Source organism: Pseudomonas sp. NY15356, from assembly GCF_048068175.1.
Lineage (GTDB): Bacteria > Pseudomonadota > Gammaproteobacteria > Pseudomonadales > Pseudomonadaceae > Aquipseudomonas > Aquipseudomonas putida_K.
The window spans coordinates 90,454-114,931 of sequence record NZ_JBLUPW010000005.1 but is presented as its reverse complement, the minus strand read 5'-3'; the positions used below and the strand labels follow the sequence as shown (position 1 = coordinate 114,931).

The 24,478-nt window shown below is 63.7% G+C and carries 22 protein-coding genes; 7 read left to right on the top strand and 15 right to left on the bottom strand.

The features are described from left to right. Positions 1 to 68 precede the first annotated feature (68 nt). The 14 genes from hemN to ccoN (ACNFCI_RS06470) all read right to left on the bottom strand — a co-directional run bounded on the left by hemN (position 69) and on the right by ccoN (ACNFCI_RS06470) (position 14,328). The gene (gene hemN, locus ACNFCI_RS06535) at positions 69 to 1,451 is read right to left on the bottom strand and encodes an oxygen-independent coproporphyrinogen III oxidase (protein ID WP_368829643.1); all 1,383 of its coding nucleotides are present in this window, start codon (positions 1,449 to 1,451) and stop codon (positions 69 to 71) included. A gap of 152 nt (positions 1,452 to 1,603) precedes the next feature. After that, a complete protein-coding gene (locus tag ACNFCI_RS06530; protein WP_368829642.1) occupies positions 1,604 to 2,287 on the bottom strand; it encodes a sulfite exporter TauE/SafE family protein in 684 nt (227 codons plus the stop codon). Continuing rightward, positions 2,280 to 2,495 (bottom strand): cbb3-type cytochrome oxidase assembly protein CcoS, encoded by a 216-nt coding sequence (gene ccoS / locus ACNFCI_RS06525; protein ID WP_084854648.1) that lies wholly within the window; start codon positions 2,493 to 2,495, stop codon positions 2,280 to 2,282. Before ccoS ends, ACNFCI_RS06530 begins: the two co-directional genes overlap by 8 nt. Beyond that, positions 2,474 to 4,948, bottom strand: coding sequence for a heavy metal translocating P-type ATPase (locus ACNFCI_RS06520; protein WP_368829641.1), 2,475 nt, complete (start codon positions 4,946 to 4,948; stop codon positions 2,474 to 2,476). The genes ccoS and ACNFCI_RS06520 overlap by 22 nt, the downstream gene beginning before the upstream one ends. A 132-nt stretch (positions 4,949 to 5,080) precedes the next feature. After that, complete coding sequence (locus ACNFCI_RS06515; protein WP_324812201.1) at positions 5,081 to 5,611, bottom strand: FixH family protein; 531 nt, start codon at positions 5,609 to 5,611, stop codon at positions 5,081 to 5,083. 11 nt (positions 5,612 to 5,622) lie between these two features. Beyond that, positions 5,623 to 7,038 carry a cytochrome c oxidase accessory protein CcoG gene (gene ccoG, locus ACNFCI_RS06510; protein ID WP_324812204.1) on the bottom strand — a complete coding sequence of 472 codons (1,416 nt, stop codon included), beginning with the start codon at positions 7,036 to 7,038 and terminating at the stop codon, positions 5,623 to 5,625. Between the two features lie 356 nt (positions 7,039 to 7,394). Continuing rightward, positions 7,395 to 8,375: a cytochrome-c oxidase, cbb3-type subunit III gene (gene ccoP / locus ACNFCI_RS06505; RefSeq protein ID WP_084854652.1), complete on the bottom strand. Its 981-nt coding sequence runs from the start codon at positions 8,373 to 8,375 to the stop codon at positions 7,395 to 7,397. Next, positions 8,372 to 8,569, bottom strand: a complete 198-nt coding sequence (locus ACNFCI_RS06500) for a cbb3-type cytochrome oxidase subunit 3 (RefSeq protein WP_084854741.1) — start codon at positions 8,567 to 8,569, stop codon at positions 8,372 to 8,374. The genes ccoP (ACNFCI_RS06505) and ACNFCI_RS06500 overlap by 4 nt, the downstream gene beginning before the upstream one ends. 5 nt (positions 8,570 to 8,574) lie before the next feature. Next, positions 8,575 to 9,183: a cytochrome-c oxidase, cbb3-type subunit II gene (ccoO, locus tag ACNFCI_RS06495; RefSeq protein WP_084854653.1), complete on the bottom strand. Its 609-nt coding sequence runs from the start codon at positions 9,181 to 9,183 to the stop codon at positions 8,575 to 8,577. Beyond that, on the bottom strand, positions 9,183 to 10,625 hold the full coding sequence (gene ccoN, locus ACNFCI_RS06490) for a cytochrome-c oxidase, cbb3-type subunit I (RefSeq protein ID WP_084854654.1): 1,443 nt from the start codon (positions 10,623 to 10,625) through the stop codon (positions 9,183 to 9,185). The genes ccoO (ACNFCI_RS06495) and ccoN (ACNFCI_RS06490) overlap by 1 nt, the downstream gene beginning before the upstream one ends. A 517-nt stretch (positions 10,626 to 11,142) precedes the next feature. Continuing rightward, positions 11,143 to 12,084, bottom strand: coding sequence for a cytochrome-c oxidase, cbb3-type subunit III (gene ccoP / locus ACNFCI_RS06485; protein WP_368829640.1), 942 nt, complete (start codon positions 12,082 to 12,084; stop codon positions 11,143 to 11,145). Further along, positions 12,084 to 12,272 carry a cbb3-type cytochrome oxidase subunit 3 gene (locus tag ACNFCI_RS06480; RefSeq protein WP_084854742.1) on the bottom strand — a complete coding sequence of 63 codons (189 nt, stop codon included), beginning with the start codon at positions 12,270 to 12,272 and terminating at the stop codon, positions 12,084 to 12,086. The genes ccoP (ACNFCI_RS06485) and ACNFCI_RS06480 overlap by 1 nt, the downstream gene beginning before the upstream one ends. Before the next feature lie 9 nt (positions 12,273 to 12,281). Beyond that, entirely contained in the window at positions 12,282 to 12,890 is a 609-nt protein-coding gene (gene ccoO / locus ACNFCI_RS06475; RefSeq protein ID WP_084854656.1) for a cytochrome-c oxidase, cbb3-type subunit II, read from the bottom strand. A 13-nt stretch (positions 12,891 to 12,903) separates the two neighbouring features. After that, the gene (gene ccoN, locus ACNFCI_RS06470; protein ID WP_368829639.1) at positions 12,904 to 14,328 is read right to left on the bottom strand and encodes a cytochrome-c oxidase, cbb3-type subunit I; all 1,425 of its coding nucleotides are present in this window, start codon (positions 14,326 to 14,328) and stop codon (positions 12,904 to 12,906) included. A 50-nt stretch (positions 14,329 to 14,378) separates the two neighbouring features. On the opposite strand from ccoN (ACNFCI_RS06470), the gene ACNFCI_RS06465 reads away from it, so the two are divergent. Beyond that, the gene (locus tag ACNFCI_RS06465) at positions 14,379 to 15,071 is read left to right on the top strand and encodes an alpha/beta family hydrolase (RefSeq protein WP_368829638.1); all 693 of its coding nucleotides are present in this window, start codon (positions 14,379 to 14,381) and stop codon (positions 15,069 to 15,071) included. A 156-nt stretch (positions 15,072 to 15,227) separates the two neighbouring features. Here ACNFCI_RS06465 and gltA read toward each other — a convergent pair whose 3' ends face one another. Next, complete coding sequence (gltA, locus tag ACNFCI_RS06460) at positions 15,228 to 16,517, bottom strand: citrate synthase (RefSeq protein WP_084854659.1); 1,290 nt, start codon at positions 16,515 to 16,517, stop codon at positions 15,228 to 15,230. 351 nt (positions 16,518 to 16,868) lie between these two features. Here gltA and sdhC point away from each other — a divergent pair, with 351 nt between their 5' ends. The 6 genes from sdhC (at position 16,869) to odhB (ending at position 24,444) form a co-directional block, all read left to right on the top strand. Continuing rightward, positions 16,869 to 17,255, top strand: a complete 387-nt coding sequence (sdhC, locus tag ACNFCI_RS06455) for a succinate dehydrogenase, cytochrome b556 subunit (protein WP_172402947.1) — start codon at positions 16,869 to 16,871, stop codon at positions 17,253 to 17,255. Next, on the top strand, positions 17,249 to 17,617 hold the full coding sequence (sdhD, locus tag ACNFCI_RS06450; protein WP_043211427.1) for a succinate dehydrogenase, hydrophobic membrane anchor protein: 369 nt from the start codon (positions 17,249 to 17,251) through the stop codon (positions 17,615 to 17,617). Before sdhC ends, sdhD begins: the two co-directional genes overlap by 7 nt. Positions 17,618 to 17,620: 3 nt before the next feature. Continuing rightward, positions 17,621 to 19,393, top strand: coding sequence for a succinate dehydrogenase flavoprotein subunit (sdhA, locus tag ACNFCI_RS06445; RefSeq protein WP_084854661.1), 1,773 nt, complete (start codon positions 17,621 to 17,623; stop codon positions 19,391 to 19,393). A gap of 11 nt (positions 19,394 to 19,404) precedes the next feature. After that, positions 19,405 to 20,109, top strand: a complete 705-nt coding sequence (locus tag ACNFCI_RS06440; protein ID WP_084854662.1) for a succinate dehydrogenase iron-sulfur subunit — start codon at positions 19,405 to 19,407, stop codon at positions 20,107 to 20,109. 246 nt (positions 20,110 to 20,355) lie between these two features. Then, a complete protein-coding gene (locus tag ACNFCI_RS06435; protein ID WP_084854663.1) occupies positions 20,356 to 23,187 on the top strand; it encodes a 2-oxoglutarate dehydrogenase E1 component in 2,832 nt (943 codons plus the stop codon). A gap of 42 nt (positions 23,188 to 23,229) precedes the next feature. Further along, positions 23,230 to 24,444: a 2-oxoglutarate dehydrogenase complex dihydrolipoyllysine-residue succinyltransferase gene (gene odhB / locus ACNFCI_RS06430; RefSeq protein WP_084854664.1), complete on the top strand. Its 1,215-nt coding sequence runs from the start codon at positions 23,230 to 23,232 to the stop codon at positions 24,442 to 24,444. The last annotated feature ends 34 nt before the right edge of the window (positions 24,445 to 24,478 follow it).

Genomic DNA, 24,478 nt, shown 5'->3' with positions numbered 1-24,478 from the left:
CCCAGGCCTGTCAATTGCCCATAGTGTCCTTGGCAAGGAGGTCTGTCCATGCGGTCGATCGACTCGTATCAGATCACCCGTGAAAAACGTTGGCGGTTGTGCATGGCCAGGTAGGCATCGAACACCATGCATACCGAACGTACCAGCAGGCGCCCGGCAGGGAGTACGCGGATGCCTCGGGTGTCCAGGCTGATCAGGCCGTCTCGCTGCATGGCTTGAAGCTCTGGCCACTGCTCGTTGAAGTAGCCGCGGAAATCGATGGTGAAGGCCTGTTCGATGGTCTCGAAATCCAACTCGAAGTGGCAGATCAACTGCTGGATCACGGCGCGCCGCACGCGGTCGTCCGGGGTGCACAGCAGGCCGCGCTGGGTCGCCAGCTGGGCGGTGGAGAGGGTTTCCTGGTACCTGGCCAGGTCATTGCTGTTCTGGCAGTAGAGGTCGCCGATCTGACTGATGGCCGATACGCCCAGGCCGATCAGGTCGCAATGGCCGTGGGTGGTGTAGCCCTGGAAGTTGCGTTGCAAGGTGCCTTCCTCCTGGGCGATGGCCAGTTCGTCATCGGGCAGGGCGAAGTGGTCCATGCCGATGTAGCGGTAGCCGGCGGCGGTCAGCTGCTCGATGGTGCGTTGCAGCATCTCCAGCTTGGCACCAGGCGCCGGCAGCTCATTGCTGTCGATGCGCCGCTGGGGCATGAAGCGCTCGGGCAGGTGGGCGTAGTTGAACACCGAGAGGCGGTCCGGTTGCAGACGGATCACTTCCTCGACGGTACGGGCGAAGCCGTCCGGCGTCTGCCGGGGCAGGCCGTAGATCAGGTCGAGGTTGACCGAACGGAACTGCAGGGTGCGTGCAGCCTCCACCAGCGTGCGGGTCTGCTCCAGGCTTTGCAGGCGGTTGATCGCCCGCTGGACGGCCGGGTCCAGGTCCTGCACGCCCAGGCTGACGCGGTTGAAGCCCAGTTCGCGCAGCAGGCCCATGGTCGACCAGTCGGCCTCGCGTGGGTCGATCTCGATGCCGTAGTCGCCGGAGTCGTCGTCCAGCAGGTGGAAATGCTGGCGCAGGGTCGCCATCAGGTGGCGCAGCTCCACATGGCTGAGGAAGGTGGGGGTGCCGCCGCCGAAATGCAGTTGCTCGACGCGTTGGTTGGGTGCCAGGTGGCAGGCGACAAGCTGGATTTCCTGCTCCAGCCGTTGCAGGTAGGGCTGGGCGCGGGCGCGGTCCTTGGTGATGACCTTGTTACAGGCGCAGTAGTAGCAGATGTTGGCGCAGAACGGCACGTGCACGTACAGCGACAATGGGCGAACTGCACGGCGGCTCTCGCGCAGGGCGTGGAGCAGGTCGAACGAGCCCACTTCGCCATGCAGTTGCACGGCGGTCGGGTATGAGGTGTAGCGTGGCCCGGCCAGATCGTAGCGGCGGATCAGGTCGGAGTCCCAGCGTAGGTCGTCGAGCATGGTGGTCCCCGGATAGAGCAGCAGAGTCCGGAGTCTAGGGGGCCGGTGAAAACGCCGTCTTGATTTGCATCAACGGGCTTCGGATGATGCATCCGGGCCGCTGCGCGGCCCGATCGCCGGCAAGCCGGCTCCCACTGGTACGGCGACCCTGATCAATGCCCCATCAACCAATGCTGATGCGGCCCTGGCAGCGTCCACAGGCCGAACAGGATCACCAGCAACCCGCCCGCCATGCGCACGCCACGCTTGCGCAGCACGGCGCCGACACGCTCGGCGGCAAGGCCTGTGGCCACCAGCACAGGCCAGGTCCCCAGCCCGAACGCCAGCATCAGCAAGGCACTGTGGGCCGCATTGCCCTGGCTGGCCGCCCACAGCAGCGTGCTGTAGACCAGGCCGCACGGCAGCCAGCCCCACAGGGCGCCAAGCAACAGGGCACGGGGCAGGCTCGATACCGGCAGCAAGCGCGTCGCAAGCGGTTGCACATGCCGCCACAGGCCGCGGCCAAGCGCCTCGATACGAGTCAGGCCGCTCCACCAGCCGGCCAGGTACAGCCCCATGGCGATGAGCAACAGCGCGGCTACCACACGCAGCCCTTGGGCCAATGGGCTGCTGGCCAGTGCCACGCCGGCAAGGCCCAGGACCAGGCCGGCAGTGGCGTAGCTGAGGATGCGCCCCAGGTTGTAGGCCAGCAGCAGGCGCAGGCGTCGGCCATGTTGCTCGGGCGGGATGGCGAGGGTCAGGGCGCCCATCAGGCCGCCGCACATGCCCAGGCAGTGGCCGCCGCCAAGCAGGCCCAGGACCAGCGCCGAGCCGAGGAGCGGGAGCAGGTCAGGCACGTGGTTTGGAATCCTTGTCTTCTTCGGCGGGGGCCTGGTCAGGTTTCACGGCAGCCTGGTGGCGCGGGTCCTGGTCATCGAACAGGATGCTGTGGGCCGGGCTGTCAAGGTCGTCGTACTGGCCACTGTCCACTGCCCAGAAGAAGATGTACACGGCCACGCCTACGATCAGCAGGGCCGCTGGGATCATGACGTAGAGGGCGGGCATAGCGGTTTCCTTCCGGGTGTCGAGGGCTCGTGTGCGGGCAGGCCCGTTGCGCTGGGCAGGCGGGTCAGACGCAGGGCGTTGAGGACCACGATCAGCGAGCTGACCGACATGCCGATGGCCGCCCAGACCGGCGTGATCCAGCCCAGGGCGGCGAACGGCAACATGAGGCCATTATACAAGGTTGCCCAGAGCAGGTTCTCGAGGATATTGCGGCGGGTACGACGGGCCAGGTCGAAGGCCTGTACCAGTGCCTCGAGGCGGTTGGACAACAGCACCGCGTCGGCGCAGGTCTTGGCCAGGTCCGTGGCCGAGCCCATGGCGATGCTGATGTCGGCGGCGGCCAGCACTGGCACGTCGTTGACACCATCACCCAGCATCAGCACCTTGCGGCCTTCGGCCTGCAAGGCCTTGAGGCGGTCCAGCTTGTCGTCCGGGCGTAGGCCGCCGATAGCCTGCTCGATGCCCAGTTGCGTCGCCACCTCGGTGACCATCGGCGAACTGTCGCCGGACAGCAGCAGTGTCTTCCACCCTCGGGCTTTGCAGGCAGCCAGCAGGGCAGGGGCGTCCTCGCGCAGGCGGTCATCGAGGCCGAACCAGGCCAGGGGGCCCTGGCTATCGCCCAGCAACAGCCATTGGCCACGCGGTTGCGGCACGCTCGGCACGGGCGCGCCGCTTAAGGCGCAGACGAACGTGGCCTGGCCGATGCGCAGGCGCTCGCCTTCGAACTGCCCCTCAAGGCCCAGCCCAGGCACCGTCTGGACATCTTCGGCGGCTGTGGCGGCACGACCGAAGGCGCGTGCGATTGGGTGTTCCGAGCGGTTTTCGAGCGCGGCGGCCAGGGCCAAGCAACGGTCGGCGGGCAAGGCGCCCAGCGGGTGGATGCTGCGCAGGGCCAGGCGGCCTTCGGTCAATGTGCCGGTCTTGTCGAAGATCACCGTGTCGATCTGGTTCAGGCCCTCGAGCACATGACCGCGTGTTACCAGCAGGCCTAGCCGGTGCAGGGTGCCGGTGGCTGCGGTGAGGGCGGTGGGCGTGGCCAGGGACAGCGCACACGGGCAGGTTGCCACCAGCATGGCCAGGACGATCCAGAACGCACGTGGCGCGTCGATCTGCCACCACAGCAGGCCAATGGCGACACTGGCCACCAGCGTGAACAACAGGAACCACTGGGAGGCCCGGTCGGCGATCTCGGCCAGCCGGGGTTTTTCCGACTGGGCCCGTTCGAGCAGGCGGACGATGGCCGAGAGGCGTGAGTCCTGGCCCAGTGCCTCGACTGCCACGGTCAGGGTGCTTTCGACGTTCAGCGTGCCGCCGGTGACCCGGTCGCCAGCCTGGCGCGCCAAGGGCAGGTATTCGCCGGTCAGCAGCGACTCGTCGATGCTGGAGCGGCCATCGACGATGCGGCCATCGGCCGGGATCACCGCGCCGGGCAGCACCTGCACCCGATCACCTTGGCGCAGTTCCGCCAGCAGAATGCGCTCGCTGTGGCCGGCGGCATCCAGGCGCAGGCACGAAGCCGGCAGCAGGTTGACCAACTGGGCGGTGGCGGCGGCGGTGCGCTCCCGGGCACGGCGTTCCAGGTAGCGGCCGGTGAGCAGGAACAGGGCGAACATGCCGACCGTGTCGAAGTACAGCTCGCCGCTGCCGGTCATGGCTGTCCAGATCCCGGCGCCGTAGGCCAGGCCGATGGCCAGCGACACCGAGACGTCCATGGTCAGGTGGCGGGTGCGCAGGTCGCGGGCGGCGCCCTTGAAGAACGGTGCGCAGCTATAGAAGACGATGGGTGTGGTCAGGAACAGCGCGACCCAGCGCAGGATGGTATGAAGCTCGGGGCTCAGGTCGATGTTGAACTCGGGCCAGGTGGCCATGGTCGCCATCATCGCCTGGAACCACAGCAGGCCCGCCACGCCGAGGCGACGCAGGGCGCTGCGGTTCTCCCGGGCCAGTTGCTCGGCGGCCTGGTCGGGCTGGTAGGGGTGGGCGGCGTAGCCGATCTGGCGCAGCTCGGCCAGCAGGTGCGAGAGGGGTACCCGGCGGTCGTCCCAGGCCACCAGCAGGCGATGATTGGACAGGTTCAGGCGCGCCTCGGCCACGCCCGGCAGGTTGCGCAGGTGTTTCTCGATCAGCCAGCCACAGGCGGCGCAGCTGATGCCTTCGATCATCAGCGTGGTTTCGCGAAGCTCGCCCTGCTGGCGGACGAAGCCCTGCTGCACATCGGCGCGGTCGTAGAGTGCCAGCTCGTCCTGCAACTGGCGCGGCAAGGCTTCTGGGTTGGCGCTAGTGTCGCTGCGGTGCTGGTAGTAGCTTTCCAGGCCACCGGCCACGATCGACTCGGCCACGGCCTGGCAGCCTGGGCAGCAGAACGACCGCGGTTCACCGAGGACCACGGCGGTGAAGCGGCTGCCGGCGGGGACGGGCAGGGCGCAGTGGTAGCAGGGGGTAGGGGAGGTCATTGTGATGATGTCTTATGCCATTGGATTGCTGGGGCGGCTATGCCGCCCGTCGCGGGGCAAGCCCGCTCCTACAGGAGCACCAAGCCTTGTAGGAGCGGCCTTGTGCCGCGAAAGGGGCGCAACGCGCCCAGGTCATTCTTGGTGCTCGGCACCTTGCAGGGCTTCATCGCCCAGTTCCAGGTTCACCCCATGGGCGACCTTCTCCTCCTCGAACAGCCGCCACACGCGGCCGTCCTGGCTGCCCAGCAGTTCCACGAAGCGTCGGCCTTCTACCTTGTCTTCCAGCTGGCCGACATAACGGCCAGGTTCGGTACGGGTCAGTTGTACCTTGCGGTCGCGTTCCGGCTGGGTCGGCGAGATCAGGTTCAGTTCCAGCGTCTGTGGGTCGCTGTCGCCGCTCAGGCGTACCTGGACTTCGCCGGTCAGCTCGTCCAAGTGTACGCTCGCCTTGAGGTTGAGGGTCTGGGCCAGCAACTCGCGGTCCAGGGAGCGGTTGATGCCCTTGCCAGCCTCGTAGTAGTTGTCGTTCACCAGGTTGTCGGGGTTGCGTACGGCAATGCTGACCATGGCCAGGCTCAGGCACACCGAAGTGGTCAGGATGCCGATGATGATCCAGGGCCAGAGGTGCTTGTACCAGGGGCTGGCGGCGGTTGCGGCAGGCATGTCGTTCTCTCTCAGCGGATTTGCGGGCCGATGAAGCGGCTCTTGGCTTCAACCTGGGTGGCGCTGTCGTCGGCGTCCCTGAGGATGAAGGTGATTTCGTTGGTGGTCGAAGGCAATTGCTCGGGCGCGACCGACAATTGCACCGGCAGGCTGACGATATCGCCGGCGGCGACACGCACCTCGCGGTGGCCTTCGAGCTGCAGGCCGGGCAGGCCGGCGGCGTCGAGCACGTACACGTGGTCGCGCTGGTCCTTGTTCATGACCTTGAGGCTGTACACGTTTTCGATCCGCCCCTGGGCGTTCTCGCGATACAGCACGCGGTCCTTGCTGACATCGAAGCCCACCAGCGAGCGGGTGGCGAATGCGGTGACCAGCAGGCCGATCATCACCAGCAGCACCAGGGCATAGCCGATCAGACGCGGACGCAGCATGTGGGTCTTCTGCCCCGACAGGTTGTGTTCGGTGGTATAGCTGATCAGGCCCTTGGGGTAGTTCATCTTCTCCATGATGTTGTCGCAGGCGTCGATGCACGCCGCGCAGCCGATGCATTCGATCTGCAGGCCGTCGCGGATGTCGATGCCGGTCGGGCAGACCTGTACGCACATGGTGCAGTCGATGCAGTCGCCCAGGCCCTTGGCCTTGTAGTCCATGTCCTTCTTGCGTGGCCCGCGGGTTTCGCCGCGGCGCGGGTCGTAGGAAACGATCAGGGTGTCCTTGTCGAACATCACGCTCTGGAAGCGCGCGTAGGGGCACATATGCACGCACACCTGTTCACGCAACCAGCCAGCATTGCCATAGGTGGCGAGGGTGAAGAAACCGACCCAGAAATAGGCCCAGCCATCGGCCTGGCCGGTGAAGAATTCGCCGACCAGTTCGCGGATCGGCGAGAAATAGCCCACGAAGGTCATGCCGGTGACGAAGCCGATCAGCAGCCACAGGCTGTGCTTGGCGGTCTTGCGCAACAGCTTGTTGCCGCTCATCGGCGCCTTGTCCAGCTTCATGCGTTGGTTGCGGTCGCCCTCGGTGACTTTCTCGCACCACATGAAGATCCAGGTCCAGACGCTTTGCGGGCAGGTATAGCCGCACCACACGCGTCCGGCGAACACGGTGATGAAGAACAGGCCGAAGGCGGCGACGATCAGCAGGCCCGAGAGCAGGATGAAGTCCTGGGGCCAGATGGTAGCGCCGAAGATGTAGAACTTGCGCTCGGGCAGGTTCCACCACACGGCCTGGTGGTCGCCCCAGTTCAGCCACACGGTGCCGAAGTAGAGCAGGAACAGGATGGCTCCGCCGACCATCCGCAGCCTGCGGAACACGCCGGTGAAGGCACGGGTGTAGATCTTTTCCCGGGAGGCATAGAGGTCGAGGGATTCCTGGCCTTTCTTGGCGGGCGGGGTGACATCATGTACCGGAATTTGCTTGCTCATCATCGTGTCCCACGGCAGTGGAGAAATGCCGCGGCCAGTACCTGCCGGCCGCAGTCCTACGCATTCTGCTAGCGCTCTGCGGCCCATGATACGCCTGTGCTGGCAGGCAGGGAGCGCGCCGCGACCTTTAGTCGCATTGGGTTTATGGATTGGATCGTGTAGTGGCAGCTGTCAATTGATCCAGGTCATCAAGGGTTGAATTGTCTGGCTTCATCGCCGGCAAGCCGGCTCCCACAGGTATGGCGGTGTCTCTGAAAACAGCGTGGGACAGGTGGGGGCTTGCCGGCGATAGCGCCGGAACCCCTGCTCAAGAAAAAGGCCCCGGCAGGGTCACTGGCGGGGCCTGGGTCACACACTCACTCGGCCTTGGCCGTTTCCTGTTCTTGATGCGAGAGGCTGTAGACATAGGCCGCCAGCAGGTGGACCTTGTCGTTGCCCTGCATCTGCGCCTGGGCCGGCATCTGGCCCTGGCGACCGTAGCGGATGGTCTGTTGCAGCTGGGCGAAGCTCGAGCCGTAGATGAACGCCTGTGGGTGGGTCAGGTTCGGCGCGCCCATGGCCGGGGTGCCTTTGCCTTCAGGCCCGTGGCAGGCCACGCAGTTGGCGGCGAAGAGCTTCTGGCCATTGGCCGGGTCGGCCTTGGCGCCTTCCGGCAGGCTGCGCCCGTCCAGGTTGGTCAGCACGAAGGCGGCCACGTCGGCCACGCCCTGCTCGCCGAGCACTTCGGCCCAGGCCGGCATCACGCCATGGCGACCATTCATGATAGTGGCCTTGATGGTCTCCGGCTCGCCGCCCCAACGCCAATCGTTGTCGGTCAGGTTGGGGAAGCCATAGGCGCCCTTGGCGTCAGAGCCGTGGCACACCGAGCAGTTGGAGGCGAACAGGCGGCCGCCCATCTTCAGTGCTTGCGGGTCCTTGGCCACTTCCTCGATGGGCATGGCGGCGAACTTGGCGAAGATCGGTCCGAAGCGGGCGTCGGCCTTGGCCATTTCCTTTTCCCACTCGTGCACGCCGGTCCAGCCCGGCTGGCCGTTGCTGAACTCGGTCTTCTTCTCGTTATCCAGGTACTGGTAGCCGGGCAGGATGCCTTTCCAGTTACCCAGGCCCGGGTACAGCACCAGGTAGCCCAGGGCGAACACAATGGTGCCGACGAACAGCCAGAACCACCACTTGGGCAGCGGGTTGTCGTATTCCTCGATACCGTCGAAGGCATGGCCGACGGTCTCGTCGGTCGCTTCCTCGCGCTGGCCCTTGCGGGTGGAAAGCAACAGCCAGGTCAGAGAGAAGATGGTGCCCAGGGTCAGGACGGTGACGTACAGACTCCAGAAGGTTGTCATTGTTCGTTGCTCCTAGAAGCTTTCGCTTGCGCTTGCTCGACGTGCTGGCTGGCCTCGGGGTCATCGGCGAACGGCAACCGGGTCGCCTCGTCGAACTCCTTCTTGCGCCGTGGGTTGAACACCCACAGCGCCAGGCCAACGAAGGCCACCATCACCACGACGGTGCCCAGGCCGCGAATCATCCCGATATCCATCAGTGTCACCGCTTGCTCTTGATGATGGTGCCAAGGCCTTGCAGGTACGCCACGATGGCGTCCATCTCGGTCTTGCCCTTGACCGCGTCGCGGGCGCCGGCGATGTCCTCGTCGGTGTAGGGCACGCCCAGGGTGCGCAGGACTTCCATCTTCTTCGGCGTATCCTTGCCGTCGAGCTTGTTCTCTACCAGCCACGGGTAGGACGGCATCTTCGACTCGGGCACCACGTTGCGCGGGTTGTACAGGTGTGCGCGGTGCCAGTCGTCGGAGTAGCGGCCACCGACGCGAGCCAGGTCAGGCCCGGTACGCTTGGAGCCCCACAGGAACGGGTGGTCCCAGACGCTCTCGCCAGCGACCGAGTAATGGCCGTAACGCTCGGTCTCGGCGCGGAACGGGCGGATCATCTGCGAGTGGCAGCCCACGCAGCCTTCGCGGATGTAGATGTCGCGGCCTTCGAGCTCCAGCGCGGTTCGGGGCTTCATGCCCTCGACCGGCTTGTTGGTCACGTCCTGGAAGAACAGCGGGACGATCTGGGTCAGGCCGCCGATGCTGACGGCGATGACCATGAAGAAGGCCAGCAGGCCGATATTCTTCTCGACTGCTTCGTGTTTCATCAGTGAGCTCCCACGACGACGATCTTGGCGGCTTCCTCAGCTTCGGCCGGCTTCGAGGCGCGGACGGTGCGGTAGACGTTGTAGGCCATCAGCAGCATGCCGGAGGCGAAGAACGCACCGCCCAGGGCGCGGACGATGTAACCCGGGTGGCTGGCCTGGAGGGCTTCGACGAAGGAATAGGTGAGGGTGCCGTCGTCGTTGATGGCGCGCCACATCAGGCCCTGGGTGATGCCGTTGACCCACATCGAGGCGATGTACAGCACGGTGCCGATGGTCGCCAGCCAGAAGTGCGCGTTGATCAGGCCGACGCTGTGCATCTGCTGGCGGCCGTAGAGCTTGGGAATCATGTGGTAGACCGAGCCGATGGAAATCATCGCCACCCAGCCGAGGGCGCCGGCGTGGACGTGGCCGATGGTCCAGTCGGTGTAGTGCGACAGCGAGTTGACCGTCTTGATGGCCATCATCGGGCCTTCGAAGGTGGACATGCCGTAGAAGGCCAGCGACACCACCAGGAAACGCAGGATCGGGTCGGTGCGCAGTTTGTGCCAGGCGCCGGAGAGGGTCATCATGCCGTTGATCATGCCGCCCCAGCTCGGGGCCAGCAGGATGATCGACATCACCATGCCCAGCGACTGTGCCCAGTCAGGCAGCGCGGTGTAGTGCAGGTGGTGCGGGCCTGCCCAGATGTACAGGGTGATCAGCGCCCAGAAGTGCACGATCGACAGGCGATAGGAGTAGATCGGGCGTTCGGCCTGCTTGGGCACGAAGTAGTACATCATCCCCAGGAAGCCGGTGGTCAGGAAGAAGCCCACGGCGTTGTGCCCGTACCACCACTGGATCATTGCGTCGGTGGCGCCGGAGTAGGCCGAGTACGACTTGAACAGGCTGACCGGCAGGGACATGTGGTTGACGATGTGCAGCATCGCCGTGACCACGATGAAGCCACCGTAGAACCAGTTGCCGACGTAGATGTGCTTGGTCTTGCGCTTGACGATGGTGCCGAAGAACACCAGGCCGTAGGTGACCCAGACGATGGCCAGGAGAATCGCCAGCGGCCACTCGAGCTCGGCGTATTCCTTGGTGGTGGTGTAGCCCATCGGCAGGGTGATCAGGGCGCCGACGATCACTGCCTGCCAACCCCAGAAGGTGAAGGCGGCCATGCTGTCGGAGATCAGCCGGGTCTGGCAGGTGCGCTGCACGACGTAGTAGGAAGTGGCGAACAGCGCGCAACCTCCGAAGGCGAAGATCACCAGGTTGGTGTGCAGCGGGCGAAGGCGGCCGAAGCTCGTCCATGGCAGGTCCAGGTTCAGCTGGGGCCATACCAGTTGCGAGGCGATGAAGACGCCGAGCCCCATGCCAAGGATCCCCCAGACCACCGTCATGATGGCGAACTGGCGGACGACCTTATAGTTATAAGCAGTCGGACTGATTACAGTGCTCATTCTAAGGTTCCACGGTTTAGGGTGTTCTTGTTGGTCGAAAATCGGCGCCAGTATCGATAACCACCAGGGTTATGGCAACGCAAGGATACTCGCGCCGACCCGTGTCCAGGCCCTTTCCACCACCGTCCCGCGGTTTAGGGGCTGGATGATTGTACACAAATAAATGTTTGTAATGTGTACCGTTTTTCGCCTTTTTCTGATCGATCGGTCAAGCTTTTTTCTACGCGGTCCTTGAATGCGGGACGGGCTTCCAGGGCCGCGGGTGATCGAGGTCGAAGACGTTGCACGGCGTCAGGCCCCACGCCGTGCCAGAGCGTCTCGCGATAAGCGAGGCTGCTGTGGCAACAAGCTTAGTTCCGTTCAGAGGGGGTGCAAGGAGGGATGAGGCGGGGAGGGCAGTGCTGAGGCCCTTGACGGATGCGGTTCGTCCTGGCACTTCGGCGGGATTTTCGCGGGTAAACGCGCTCCACAGGGACAGCGGTGATCCTTGTGGGGGCGAGTCTACCCGCGAAGGGTGTTACTTGGCGGACACGGTTTCGGACCCGACATCCTGCGACAGGCTATACACATAGGCGGCGAGCAAGTGGACCTTGTCGTTGCCCTGGATCTCGCGCTGGGCCGGCATCTGGCCCTGGCGACCGTAGCGGATGGTCTGCTGCAGCTGGGCGAAGCTCGAACCGTAGATGAACGCCTGCGGGTGGGTCAGGTTCGGTGCGCCCATGGCCGGGGTGCCTTTGCCCTCAGGCCCGTGGCAGGCCACGCAGTTGGCGGCGAAGATCTCCTGGCCCTTGGCCGGGTCGGCCTTGGCGCCTTCCGGCAGGCTGCGCCCGTCCAGGTTGGTCAGCACGAAGGCGGCCACGTCGGCTACGCCCTGCTCGCCGATCACCTCGGCCCAGCCCGGCATCACGCCGTGACGCCCGTCCATGATCGAGGCCTTGATGGTCTCCGGCTCGCCACCCCAACGCCAGTCCTTGTCGGTCAGGTTGGGGAAGCCATAGGCGCCCTTGGCGTCGGAGCCATGGCACACCGAGCAGTTCGAGGCGAACAGGCGGCCGCCCATCTTCAGGGCTTGCGGGTCCTTGGCCACTTCTTCCACGGGCATGGCGGCATACTTGGCGAAGATTGGCCCGAACTTGGCGTCGGCCTTGTCCATCTCCTTCTGCCATTCGTTGACCTGGGTCCAGCCATTCTCATAGCCCGGCAGAACGCCTTTCCAGTTGCCAAGGCCCGGGTAGAGGATCAAGTAGCCGACCGCGAACACCAGGGTGCCGACGAACAGCCAGAACCACCACTTGGGCAGTGGGTTGTCGTATTCCTCGATGCCATCGAAGCTGTGGCCCATGGTCTGGTCGGTGGTGTTCCTGCTCTGGCCCTTGCGGGTGCCGAGCAGCAGCCAGGTCAGGCCGATGAGGCTGCCGAGGGTCAGTACGCTGATGTACGTACTCCAGAAGGTGGTCATTACCGGTTACTCCTTGTGGCAGGTTCCTGCCCGGCCGGGGGCAGGCGGTCATCGACGAAGGGCAGCAGGCGCGCTTCGGCGAAGTCGCGGTCGCGGCGACGGTTGAATACCCACAGGCTCAGGCCGATGAAGGCGATCATCACCATCAGGGTGCCCAGGCCGCGGATCATGCCGATATCCAATGACAGTTCCATCGCTTACCTCTTGTTCTTGATCGAGGTGCCCAGCACCTGCAGGTAGGCCACCAGGGCGTCCATCTCGGTCTTGCCCTTGACCGCGTCGCGGGCGCCGGCGATGTCCTCGTCGGTGTAGGGCACGCCCAGGGTGCGCAGGGTGCGCATCTTGGTGTCGGTATGGCTGTTGTCGACCTTCTGCGCCACCAGCCACGGGTAGGACGGCATCTTCGACTCGGGCACGACGTTGCGCGGGTTGTACAGGTGCGCACGGTGCCAGTCGTCGGAGTAGCGGCCACCGACGCGGGCCAGGTCTGGCCCGGTGCGCTTGGAGCCCCACAGGAACGGGTGGTCCCAGACGCTTTCGCCAGCGACCGAGTAATGGCCGTAGCGCTCGGTCTCGGCGCGGAACGGGCGGATCATCTGCGAGTGGCAGCCTACGCAACCTTCGCGGATGTAGATGTCGCGGCCTTCGAGCTGCAGGGCGGTATAGGGCTTCATGCCTTCGACCGGCTTGTTGGTCACGTCCTGGAAGAACAGCGGGACGATCTGGGTCAGGCCGCCGATGCTGACGGCAAATACCATCAGCAATGCCAGCAGGCCTACGTTTTTCTCGATGACTTCGTGTTTCATCAGGCTTCTCTCCTCAGGCCAGCTGGGCGTTCGCAGGGGCGGCGGCGGTGGCTGGTGCGCGCACGGTGCGCCAGGTGTTCCAGGCCATCAGCAGCATGCCGGTGAGGAAAATCGCGCCGCCGACGAAGCGGACGATGAAGCCTGGGTGGCTGGCCACCAGGGTCTCCACGAAGGAATAGGTGAGCGTGCCGTCGGGGTTGACCGCGCGCCACATCAGGCCCTGGGCGATGCCGTTGACCCACATCGAGGCGATGTACAGCACGGTGCCGATGGTGGCCAGCCAGAAGTGCGCGTTGATCAGGCCGATGCTGTACATGCGCTCCTTGCCGAACACTTTCGGGATGGTGTGGTACAGCGCGCCGATGGAGATCATCGCCACCCAGCCGAGGGCGCCGGCATGGACGTGGCCGATGGTCCAGTCGGTGTAGTGGGAGAGGGCGTTGACGGTCTTGATGGCCATCATCGGGCCTTCGAAGGTGGACATGCCGTAGAAGGCCAGCGACACCACCAGGAAACGCAGGATCGGGTCGCTGCGCAGTTTGTGCCAGGCCCCGGAGAGGGTCATCATGCCGTTGATCATGCCGCCCCAGCTCGGGGCCAGCAGGATCAGCGACATGATCATGCCCAGCGATTGCGCCCAGTCAGGCAGCGCGGTGTAGTGCAAATGGTGCGGGCCGGCCCAGATGTACAGGGTGATCAGCGCCCAGAAGTGCACGATCGACAGGCGATAGGAATACACCGGGCGCTCGGCCTGCTTGGGCACGTAGTAATACATCATGCCCAGGAAGCCTGCGGTCAGGAAGAAGCCCACGGCGTTGTGGCCGTACCACCATTGCACCATCGCGTCGGTGGCGCCGGCGTACAGCGAGTAGGACTTGGTCAGGCTGACCGGCATCTCCAGGTTGTTGACGATGTGCAACATCGCCACGGTGAGGATGAAGCCACCGTAGAACCAGTTGCCGACGTAGATGTGCTTGGTGTTGCGCTTGATCAGCGTGCCGAAGAACACCACGGCGTAGGCGACCCAGACGATGGTGATCAGAATGTCGATCGGCCATTCCAGTTCGGCGTACTCCTTGGAGCTGGTGTAGCCCAGTGGCAGGGTAATGGCTGCCAGCAGGATCACCAGTTGCCAGCCCCAGAACGTGAACGCCGCCAGGCGCGGCGCGAACAGGGTGGTCTGACAGGTGCGTTGCACCGAATAATAGGAGGTGGCGAACAAGGCGCAGCCGCCGAAGGCGAAGATCACCGCATTGGTGTGCAGTGGTCGCAGGCGGCCGAAGCTGGTCCACGGGAGGTCGAGGTTCAGGGCGGGCCAGACGAGCTGTGCGGCGATGAATACGCCGAGCCCCATCCCGACGATTCCCCACACCACCGTCATGATGGCGAATTGGCGGACCACCTTGTAGTTATAGGCGGTACTGCTGGTTGTGTTCATGTATGGGTTCCCATCCACGGTTATAGGCAGGCTAGATAGCGAGGCGAAGCATGAGTAATGGGCACATTGCCGGTATTGACGGGGATCAATGGGCGCAGGTGGGAAATGTCTCAGGCTTGCGCTGCGATCCACCTAGGGTGGGGGACAGGGAGGGTTACAAAGGCTGCCTGATCCTGGCCCACGGCGCAGGCGCGCCGATGGACAGCGGTTTCATGGAGGGCATGGCGCAAAGCCTCGCGGAGCAAGGGGTAGGGGTTGTGCGCTTCGAATTTCCCTACATGGCGCAGCGCCGCGTGGGGGGTGGCAAGCGACCGCCCAATCCGCAGCCGGTGTTGCTCGATTGCTGGCGTCAGGTGTATGCCCAGGTGCGGCCATTGGTCACGGGGCCGCTGGCGATCGGCGGCAAGTCCATGGGTGGGCGGATGGCGAGCCTTCTGGCCGATGAGCTGGGCGCCGACGCGCTGGTGTGCCTGGGGTATCCGTTCTATGCGGTGGGCAAGCCTGACAAGCCTCGGGTCGAGCATCTGGCGGGGCTGCGTACGCGTACCTTGATCGTCCAGGGGGAGCGTGATGCCCTGGGTAACCGGGGGGCGGTGGAGGGTTATGTGCTTTCGCCTTCGATCCAGATCTGCTGGCTGACGGCAGGGGATCATGACCTCAAGCCGTTGAAGGCGTCGGGGTTCACCCACGAGCAGCATCTGCAGGCGGCGGCGCAGCGGGTGGCGGCGTTTCTGCAGATGTAGGTGCGTTGCGGCCTATCGCCGGCAAGCCGGCTCCCACCTGTCCTGCGCTGTTTCAAGGACACCGCCATGCCTGTGGGAGTCGGCTTGCCGGCGATGAAAAAGGCCACCGCAAGGGTGGCCTTCTTGGAAGGTGCGTTCAGTGTTGCCGGGCAACGCTTACTTGCGGTCCTTCAGATCAACGATGTCACGCTGCTCGTGGCCGGTGTACAGCTGGCGCGGACGGCCGATCTTGTACGGGCTGGAGAGCATTTCCTTCCAGTGCGAGATCCAGCCCACGGTACGTGCCAGGGCGAAGATCACGGTGAACATGCTGGTCGGAATGCCGATCGCCTTGAGAATGATGCCCGAGTAGAAGTCGACGTTCGGGTACAGCGAGCGCTCGATGAAGTATGGATCGGTCAGGGCGATCTCTTCCAGGCGCATGGCCAGTTCCAGCTGCGGGTCGTTCTTGATGCCCAGTTCGCTCAGGACTTCGTCGCAGGTCTGCTTCATCACGGTGGCGCGCGGGTCGCGGTTCTTGTACACGCGGTGACCGAAGCCCATGAGCTTGAACGGATCGTTCTTGTCCTTGGCCTTGGCGATGTACTTGTCGATGTTCGAAACATCGCCAATTTCATCGAGCATGGTCAGCACGGCTTCGTTGGCGCCGCCATGGGCAGGGCCCCACAGCGCGGCGATGCCGGCAGCGATACAGGCGAACGGGTTGGCACCCGAGGAGCCCGCCAAACGCACGGTAGAGGTGGAGGCGTTCTGCTCGTGGTCGGCATGGAGGATGAAGATCCGGTCCATCGCCTTGGCCAGCACCGGGCTGATCGGTTTGATCTCGCACGGGGTGTTGAACATCATGTGCAGGAAGTTCTCCGCGTACGACAGGTCGTTACGCGGGTACATCATCGGCTGGCCCATGGAGTACTTGTAGACCATCGCGGCCAGGGTCGGCATCTTGGCGACCAGGCGCACCGCGGAGATTTCGCGGTGCTGCGGGTTGTTGATATCCAGGGAGTCGTGATAGAACGCCGAAAGGGCGCCGACCACGCCGCACATCACCGCCATCGGGTGGGCGTCGCGGCGGAAGCCGTTGAAGAAGGATTTCAGCTGCTCGTGAACCATGGTGTGGTTCTTCACGGTGCTGACGAACTGGGCCTTCTGCTCGGCATTGGGCAATTCGCCGTTGAGCAGCAGGTAGCAGGTTTCCAGGTAGTCCGATTTTTCGGCGAGCTGTTCGATCGGGTAGCCGCGGTGCAGCAGGACACCCTTGTCGCCGTCAATATAGGTAATCTTCGATTCGCACGAGGCGGTCGCCATGAAGCCGGGGTCGAAGGTGAAGTGACCAGTAGCCCCCAACCCGCGGACGTCGATAACATCGGGACCAACGGTGCCGGTTAAAATGGGCAGCTCGACGGGGGCTGCGCCCTCGATGACCAACTGCGCTTTTTTGTCAGCCATGTGGCCTCCTATTAATGCTTGAAATCATCAGACAGACCCCCCACGCAGGGCCCGCACCACTATAGAGGGATAAATTCGAATGTCAATTTGCCTAAAGACTGGTTGAAACGCCCTCTGAGCCCTGGTTTTTCGCGAAATTGTCGCCCATTTACGCCTTTTATCCATTAAAGGCAATGCGCTATTTGGGCGAGCCCCTCACGTTGTCATAAGCAGCCTAACTGTCTATACTCCGCAACCGACCGCCAGGGGCTTGCAAGCCCGTTCCGCTGGGGGTCGTCGCTCCCTGGGTGGTGGGTACCTGACCAGTACACTTACCAACAACTTTGCCCTGTTAGCTAGGGGCTCTTCAGTGTGAAAAAAGCCGTGAAAAGCCAACGACCTGTAAACCTAGACCTAAGGACCATCAAACTCCCGATCACCGCATACACGTCCATTCTTCACCGTATCTCCGGCGTCATCCTGTTCCTCGGCCTTGCCATCATGCTGTATGCACTGGGCAAGTCGCTGGGTTCCGAGGAGGGCTTTGCCGAGGTGAAGGCGTGTCTGACCAGCCCGCTGGCCAAACTGGTGACCTGGGGCCTGCTGTCCGGCCTGCTGTATCACCTGGTGGCCGGCATTCGTCACCTGATCATGGACATGGGCGTCGGCGAGACGCTGGAAGGCGGCAAGCTGGGCTCGAAAATCGTGATCGTCATCTCCGTGGTGCTGATCGTTCTGGCGGGAGTTTGGGTATGGTAACTAATGTCACGAACCTGTCGCGTTCGGGCCTCTATGACTGGATGGCGCAGCGCGTATCTGCGGTCGTTCTCGCGGCTTACTTCATCTTCCTGATCGGCTACGTCGCCGTTCACCCGGGTCTCGACTATGCCCAGTGGCACGGTCTGTTCTCCAACAACGCGATGCGAATCTTCAGTCTGCTGGCACTCGTTGCCCTGGGCGCCCACGCCTGGGTCGGCATGTGGACCATTGCCACCGACTACCTGACGCCGATGTCGTTCGGCAAGTCGGCGACTGCGATTCGTTTCCTGTTCCAGGCTGTATGCGGCGTTGCGATGTTCGCCTACTTCGTCTGGGGTGTGCAGATTCTCTGGGGTATCTGATCCATGGCTAAAATTCCAACGATTTCCTTCGACGCCATCATCATCGGTGGCGGCGGTGCCGGCATGCGCGCTGCGCTGCAGCTGGCCCAGGGCGGTCACAAGACTGCTGTGGTCACCAAGGTGTTCCCGACCCGTTCGCACACCGTTTCCGCCCAGGGCGGCATCACCTGCGCCATCGCTTCGGCCGACCCGAACGACGACTGGCGCTGGCACATGTACGATACCGTCAAGGGCTCCGACTACATCGGTGACCAGGACGCGATCGAATACATGTGTCAGGAAGGCCCGGCCGCGGTCTTCGAGCTGGACCACATGGGCCTGCCGTTCTCCCGTACCGAAACCGGCCGTATCTACCAGCGTCCGTTCGGTGGCCAGTCCAAGGACTTCGGCAAGGGTGGCCAGGCCGCCCGTACCTGCGCAGCCTCCGACCGTACCGGTCACGCGCTGCTGCACACCCTCTATCAGGGCAACCTGAAGGCGGGCACCACCTTCCTCAACGAGTACTACGCCGTTGACCTGGTGAAGAACCAGGACGGCGCCTTCGTCGGTGTGATCGCGATCTGCATCGAAACCGGCGAAACCATGTACATCAAGTCCAAGGCCACCGTTCTGGCTACCGGCGGTGCGGGCCGTATCTACGCCTCCACCACCAACGCCCTGATCAACACCGGCGACGGTGTCGGCATGGCCCTGCGCGCCGGCGTGCCGGTGCAGGACATCGAGATGTGGCAGTTCCACCCGACCGGCATCGCCGGCGCCGGTGTACTGGTCACCGAAGGTTGCCGCGGTGAGGGTGGCTACCTGATCAACGCCCACGGCGAGCGCTTCATGGAGCGTTACGCGCCGAACGCGAAGGACCTGGCTGGCCGCGACGTGGTCGCCCGTTCCATGGTCAAGGAAATCATCGCCGGCAACGGCGTGGGCCCGAACAAGGACCACGTACTGCTGAAGCTGGACCACCTGGGTGAGGAAGTGCTGCACAGCCGCCTGCCAGGTATCTGCGAGCTGTCCAAGACCTTCGCCCACGTCGACCCTGTGGTCGCGCCGGTTCCGGTCATTCCGACCTGCCACTACATGATGGGTGGTGTTGCCACCAACATTCATGGCCAGGCCATCACCATGGACGCCCAAGGCAACGACCAGATCATTCCTGGCCTGTTCGCCGTAGGTGAAGTGGCGTGCGTATCGGTCCACGGTGCCAACCGCCTGGGCGGCAACTCGCTGCTCGACCTGGTCGTGTTCGGCCGTGCTGCCGGCCTGCACCTGGAGAAGGCGCTGACCGAAGGCGTCGAGTACCGCGATGCCAGCGACACCGACGTCGATGTTGCCCTGAACCGCCTGAGCAAGCTCAACGAGCGCACCACCGGCGAAGACGTCGCCAGCCTCAAGCGCGAGCTGCAGAGCTGCATGCAGAACTACTTCGGTGTATTCCGTACCGGCGAATACATGCAGAAGGGTATCGAGCAGCTGGCTGGCCTGCGCGACCGTATCGCCAACGTCAAGATCAACGACAAGTCCCAGGCCTTCAACACCGCGCGTATCGAAGCGCTGGAGCTGCAGAACCTGCTGGAAGTCGCTGAAGCGACCGCCATCGCGGCCGAAGCCCGCAAAGAGTCCCGCGGCGCTCACGCCCGTGAAGACTACGAAGACCGTGACGACGAGAACTGGCTGTGCCACACCCTGTACTACCCGGGTGAGAAGCGCGTCGCCAAGCGTGGCGTCAACTTTGCGCCGAAGACAGTTCCTGCCTTCGAACCAAAAGTCCGGACTTACTAAGGGTGGCCGCTATGTTGCAAGTCGAAGTTTATCGTTACAACCCGGACACCGATTCGGCGCCGAAGATGCAGACCTTCCAGGTCGACACCGGTGGCAAGGATCTGATGGTTCTGGACGTGCTGGCATTGATCAAGGAGCAGGACGAGGGCTTCTCCTACCGTCGCTCCTGCCGTGAAGGCGTTTGCGGCTCCGATGGCATGAACATCAACGGCAAGAACGGCCTGGCCTGCATCACCCCGCTGTCGTCGGTGGTCAAGGGCAACAAGCTGGTCCTGCGCCCTCTGCCGGGCCTGCCGGTCATTCGTGACCTGGTCGTCGACATGAGCATCTTCTACAAGCAGTACGAGAAGGTGAAGCCGTACCTGCAGAACGACACCCCGGCCCCGGCCATCGAGCGTCTGCAGTCGCCGGAAGACCGCGACAAGCTGGACGGCCTGTACGAGTGCATCCTGTGCGCCTGCTGCTCGACCTCCTGCCCGTCGTTCTGGTGGAACCCGGACAAGTTCCTGGGCCCCGCCGCTCTGCTGCAGGCCTATCGCTTCCTGGCCGACAGCCGTGACACCAAGACCCAGGAGCGCCTGGCGTCCCTGGATGACCCGTTCAGCGTATTCCGCTGCCGCGGGATCATGAACTGCGTAAACGTTTGCCCGAAAGGTCTGAACCCGACCAAGGCAATCGGTCACGTACGTAACATGCTGCTGCAAAGCGGCACCTGATCCAAAAATGTTGCACCAGCAGTAAGCCGAGGTGCGGGCGTTGAGCCCGCACTGAGGTAAAACCCGAGCACGGGCCCACAAAGCCTGCGCTCATTACCTATGAAGATATGAGACCAGCAGGGGCTTCCGGGCTGGTACCCGGAAAATCTGCAGGATCCAGGTGGCGTGGTTCAGTCGCTGTGTTCGGACTTTTCCAGGTTTGCTGTGGCTCTTGCCGATCAGTCCCCTAACCGAGGGTGACCAAGCATGCAAGAAAGCGTGATGCAGCGCATGTGGGAAAGCGCCCACCTTTCAGGTGGTAACGCTGCATATGTGGAAGAGCTTTATGAGCTCTACCTGCACGACCCTAACGCTGTGCCAGAAGAGTGGCGCACCTACTTCCAGAAGTTGCCCGCCGACGGCAGCACCGCTACCGATGTATCGCACTCTACAATCCGCGACCATTTCGTACTGCTGGCAAAGAACCAGCGCCGCGCCCAACCGGTTTCCGCCGGGAGCGTGAGCAGTGAACACGAGAAGAAGCAGGTTGAAGTTCTGCGACTGATCCAGGCCTATCGTATGCGCGGCCATCAGGCTGCCAAGCTCGACCCGTTGGGGTTGTGGCAGCGCCCTGCGCCCGTAGACCTGTCGATCAATCACTACGGCTTGACCAATGCCGACCTTGATACGACCTTCCGTACCGGTGACCTGTTCATCGGCAAAGAGGAAGCGAGCCTACGCGAAATCTTCGATGCGCTGCAGAAGACATATTGTCGCACCATCGGCGCCGAGTTCACCCACATCGTCGATTCCGAACAGCGCAGCTGGTTCCAGCAGCGCCTGGAAAGCGTCCGTGGCCGTCCTGAATTCTCCGCCGACGTGCAGACCCACCTGCTCGAGCGCGTCACCGCAGGCGAAGGCCTGGAGAAATACCTGGGCACCAAGTACCCGGGCACCAAGCGTTTCGGCCTCGAGGGCGGCGAAAGCCTGATCCCGATGCTGGACGAAATGATCCAGCGCTCCGGCTCCTACGGCACCAAGGAGGTCGTGATCGGCATGGCCCACCGCGGCCGCCTCAACGTGCTGGTCAACACCTTCGGCAAGAACCCGCGCGAGCTGTTCGACGAGTTCGAAGGCAAGAAGATGAACGAGCTGGGCTCCGGTGACGTGAAGTATCACCAGGGCTTCTCCTCCAACGTGATGACCCCCGGTGGCGAAGTCCACCTGGCCATGGCGTTCAACCCATCCCACCTGGAAATCGTCTCGCCGGTGGTGGAAGGTTCGGTTCGCGCCCGCCAAGACCGTCGCAACGACACCGTCGGTGACAAGGTCCTGCCGATCTCGATCCACGGCGACGCCGCGTTCGCTGGCCAGGGCGTGGTCATGGAAACCTTCCAGATGTCGCAGACCCGCGGTTTCAAGACCGGCGGCACCGTGCACATCGTGATCAACAACCAGGTTGGTTTCACCATCTCCAACCCGCTGGACTCGCGCTCCACCGAGTACGCCACCGACGTCGCCAAGATGATCCAGGCGCCGATCCTGCACGTGAACGGCGATGATCCGGAAGCGGTCCTGTTCGTGACCCAGCTGGCCATCGACTACCGCATGCAGTTCAAGCGTGACGTGGTCATCGACCTGGTCTGCTACCGTCGTCGCGGCCACAACGAGGCCGACGAGCCGAACGGCACCCAGCCGCTGATGTACCAGCAGATCAGCAAGCAGCGCACTACCCGCGAGCTGTACGCCGAGGCCCTGATCCAGGCCGGGCGTATCGACGCCGAGCGTGCCCAGGCCAAGATCGACGAGTACCGCAACGCGCTGGACAACGGCCTGCACGTGGTCAAGAGCCTGGTCAAGGAGCCGAACCGCGAGCTGTTCGTCGACTGGCGTCCCTACCTGGGCCATGCCTGGACCGCGCGTCACGACACCCGCTTCGACCTCAAGACCCTGCAGGACCTCTCGGCCAAGCTGCTTGAGCTGCCGGAAGGCTTCGTGGTCCAGCGCCAGGTGGCGAAGATCTACGAAGACCGCCAGAAGATGCAGGCCGGCGGCCTGCCGATCAACTGGGGTTATGCAGAGACCATGGCCTACGCCACGCTGCAGTTCGAAGGCCACCCGATCCGCATGACCGGCCAGGACATCGGCCGTGGCACCTTCTCGCACCGCCACGCGGTGCTGCACAACCAGAAGGACGCCAGCACCTACGTACCGCTGCAGAACCTGTTCCCGGGCCAGCCGAAGTTCGAGCTGTACGACTCCTTCCTGTCGGAAGAAGCGGTACTGGCCTTCGAATACGGTTACTCGACCACCACGCCGAACGCGCTGGTGATCTGGGAAGCCCAGTTCGGTGACTTCGCCAACGGTGCCCAGGTGGTGATCGACCAGTTCATCACCAGCGGCGAGCACAAGTGGGGCCGTCTGTGCGGCCTGACCATGCTGCTGCCGCACGGTTACGAAGGGCAGGGGCCGGAGCACTCCTCCGCGCGTCTGGAGCGTTACCTGCAGCTGTGCGCCGAGCACAACATCCAGGTGTGCGTACCGACCACCCCGGCACAGATCTATCACCTGCTGCGCCGCCAGGTCATCCGCCCGCTGCGCAAGCCGCTGATCGTCCTGACGCCGAAGTCGCTGCTGCGCCACAAGCTGGCCGTCTCGACCTTGGAAGACCTGGCCGAAGGCTCGTTCCAGACCGTGATCCCGGAAATCGACGCCCTCGATCCGGCCAAGGTCGAACGCCTCGTGCTGTGCAGCGGCAAGGTCTACTACGACCTGCTGGAAAAGCGCCGTGCCGAAGGCCGCGAGGACATCGCCATCGTGCGTATCGAGCAGCTGTATCCGTTCCCTGAGGACGACCTGGTGGAAATCCTGGCGCCGTACACCAACCTCAAGCATGCGGTGTGGTGCCAGGAAGAACCGATGAACCAGGGCGCCTGGTACAGCAGCCAGCATCACATGCGCCGCATCCTGACCCGCCACAACAAGGCGCTGGTCCTGGAGTACGCCGGCCGCGACGCTTCCGCCGCGCCAGCCTGTGGTTACGCCTCGATGCACGCCGAGCAGCAGGAAAAACTGCTGCAGGATGCCTTCACTGTCTAACGCCTTCGCGCACCTGAAACCGAATTTAAGGAAACACTGACAATGGCTATTGAGATCAAAGCCCCAACCTTCCCGGAATCGGTCGCCGACGGCACCGTTGCCACCTGGCACAAGAAGCCGGGCGAAGCCGTCAAGCGTGACGAACTGATCGTCGACATCGAGACCGACAAGGTCGTCCTGGAAGTGCTGGCCACCGCCGATGGCGTGCTGGGCGACATCGTCAAGGGCGAAGGCGACACCGTCCTGTCCGACGAAGTCCTGGGCTCGATCGTTGAAGGTGGCGCTGCTGCCGCTCCGGCTGCCGCGCCTGCCGCTGCTGCTCCGGCTGCCGCTGCCGCCGACGCTGGCGAAGACGACCCGGTTGCCGCCCCGGCCGCGCGCAAGCTGGCTGAAGAAAACGGCATCGACCTGGCTTCCGTTGCCGGCACCGGCAAGGGTGGCCGCGTGACCAAGGAAGACGTGGTTGCCGCCATCGCCAACAAGAAGGCCGCACCTGCCGCCGCCAAGCCTGCCGCCGCTGCTGCTGCCGCGCCTGTAGTCGCTGCCGCGGGCGATCGCACCGAGAAGCGCGTGCCGATGACCCGTCTGCGCGCCAAGATCGCCGAGCGCCTGGTCGAAGCCCAGTCGAACATGGCCATGCTGACCACCTTCAACGAAGTGGACATGACCGAAGTCATGGCCCTGCGTTCGAAGTACAAGGACCTGTTCGAGAAGACCCACAACGGTGTACGCCTGGGCTTCATGTCGTTCTTCGTCAAGGCCGCCACCGAGGCGCTCAAGCGCTTCCCGGCAGTCAACGCCTCGATCGACGGCAACGACATCGTCTACCACGGCTACGCTGACGTCGGCGTAGCCGTCTCCAGCGACCGTGGCCTGGTGGTGCCGGTCCTGCGTAACGCCGAGTCGATGTCGCTGGCCGAAATCGAGAACGGCATCGCCACCTTCGGCAAGAAGGCCCGTGAAGGCAAGCTGGCCATCGAAGAGATGACTGGCGGTACCTTCACCATCACCAACGGTGGTACCTTCGGCTCGATGATGTCGACCCCGATCGTCAACCCGCCGCAGGCGGCCATCCTGGGCATGCACAACATCATCCAGCGTCCTATGGCGATCAATGGCCAAGTGGTCATTCGCCCGATGATGTACCTGGCGCTGTCCTATGACCACCGCCTGATCGACGGCAAGGAAGCGGTAACCTTCCTGGTGACCATCAAGAACCTGCTGGAAGACCCGGCTCGTCTGCTGCTGGACATCTAACGCACAGCTGCAAGCGGCAAGTGGCTGCTCCCTC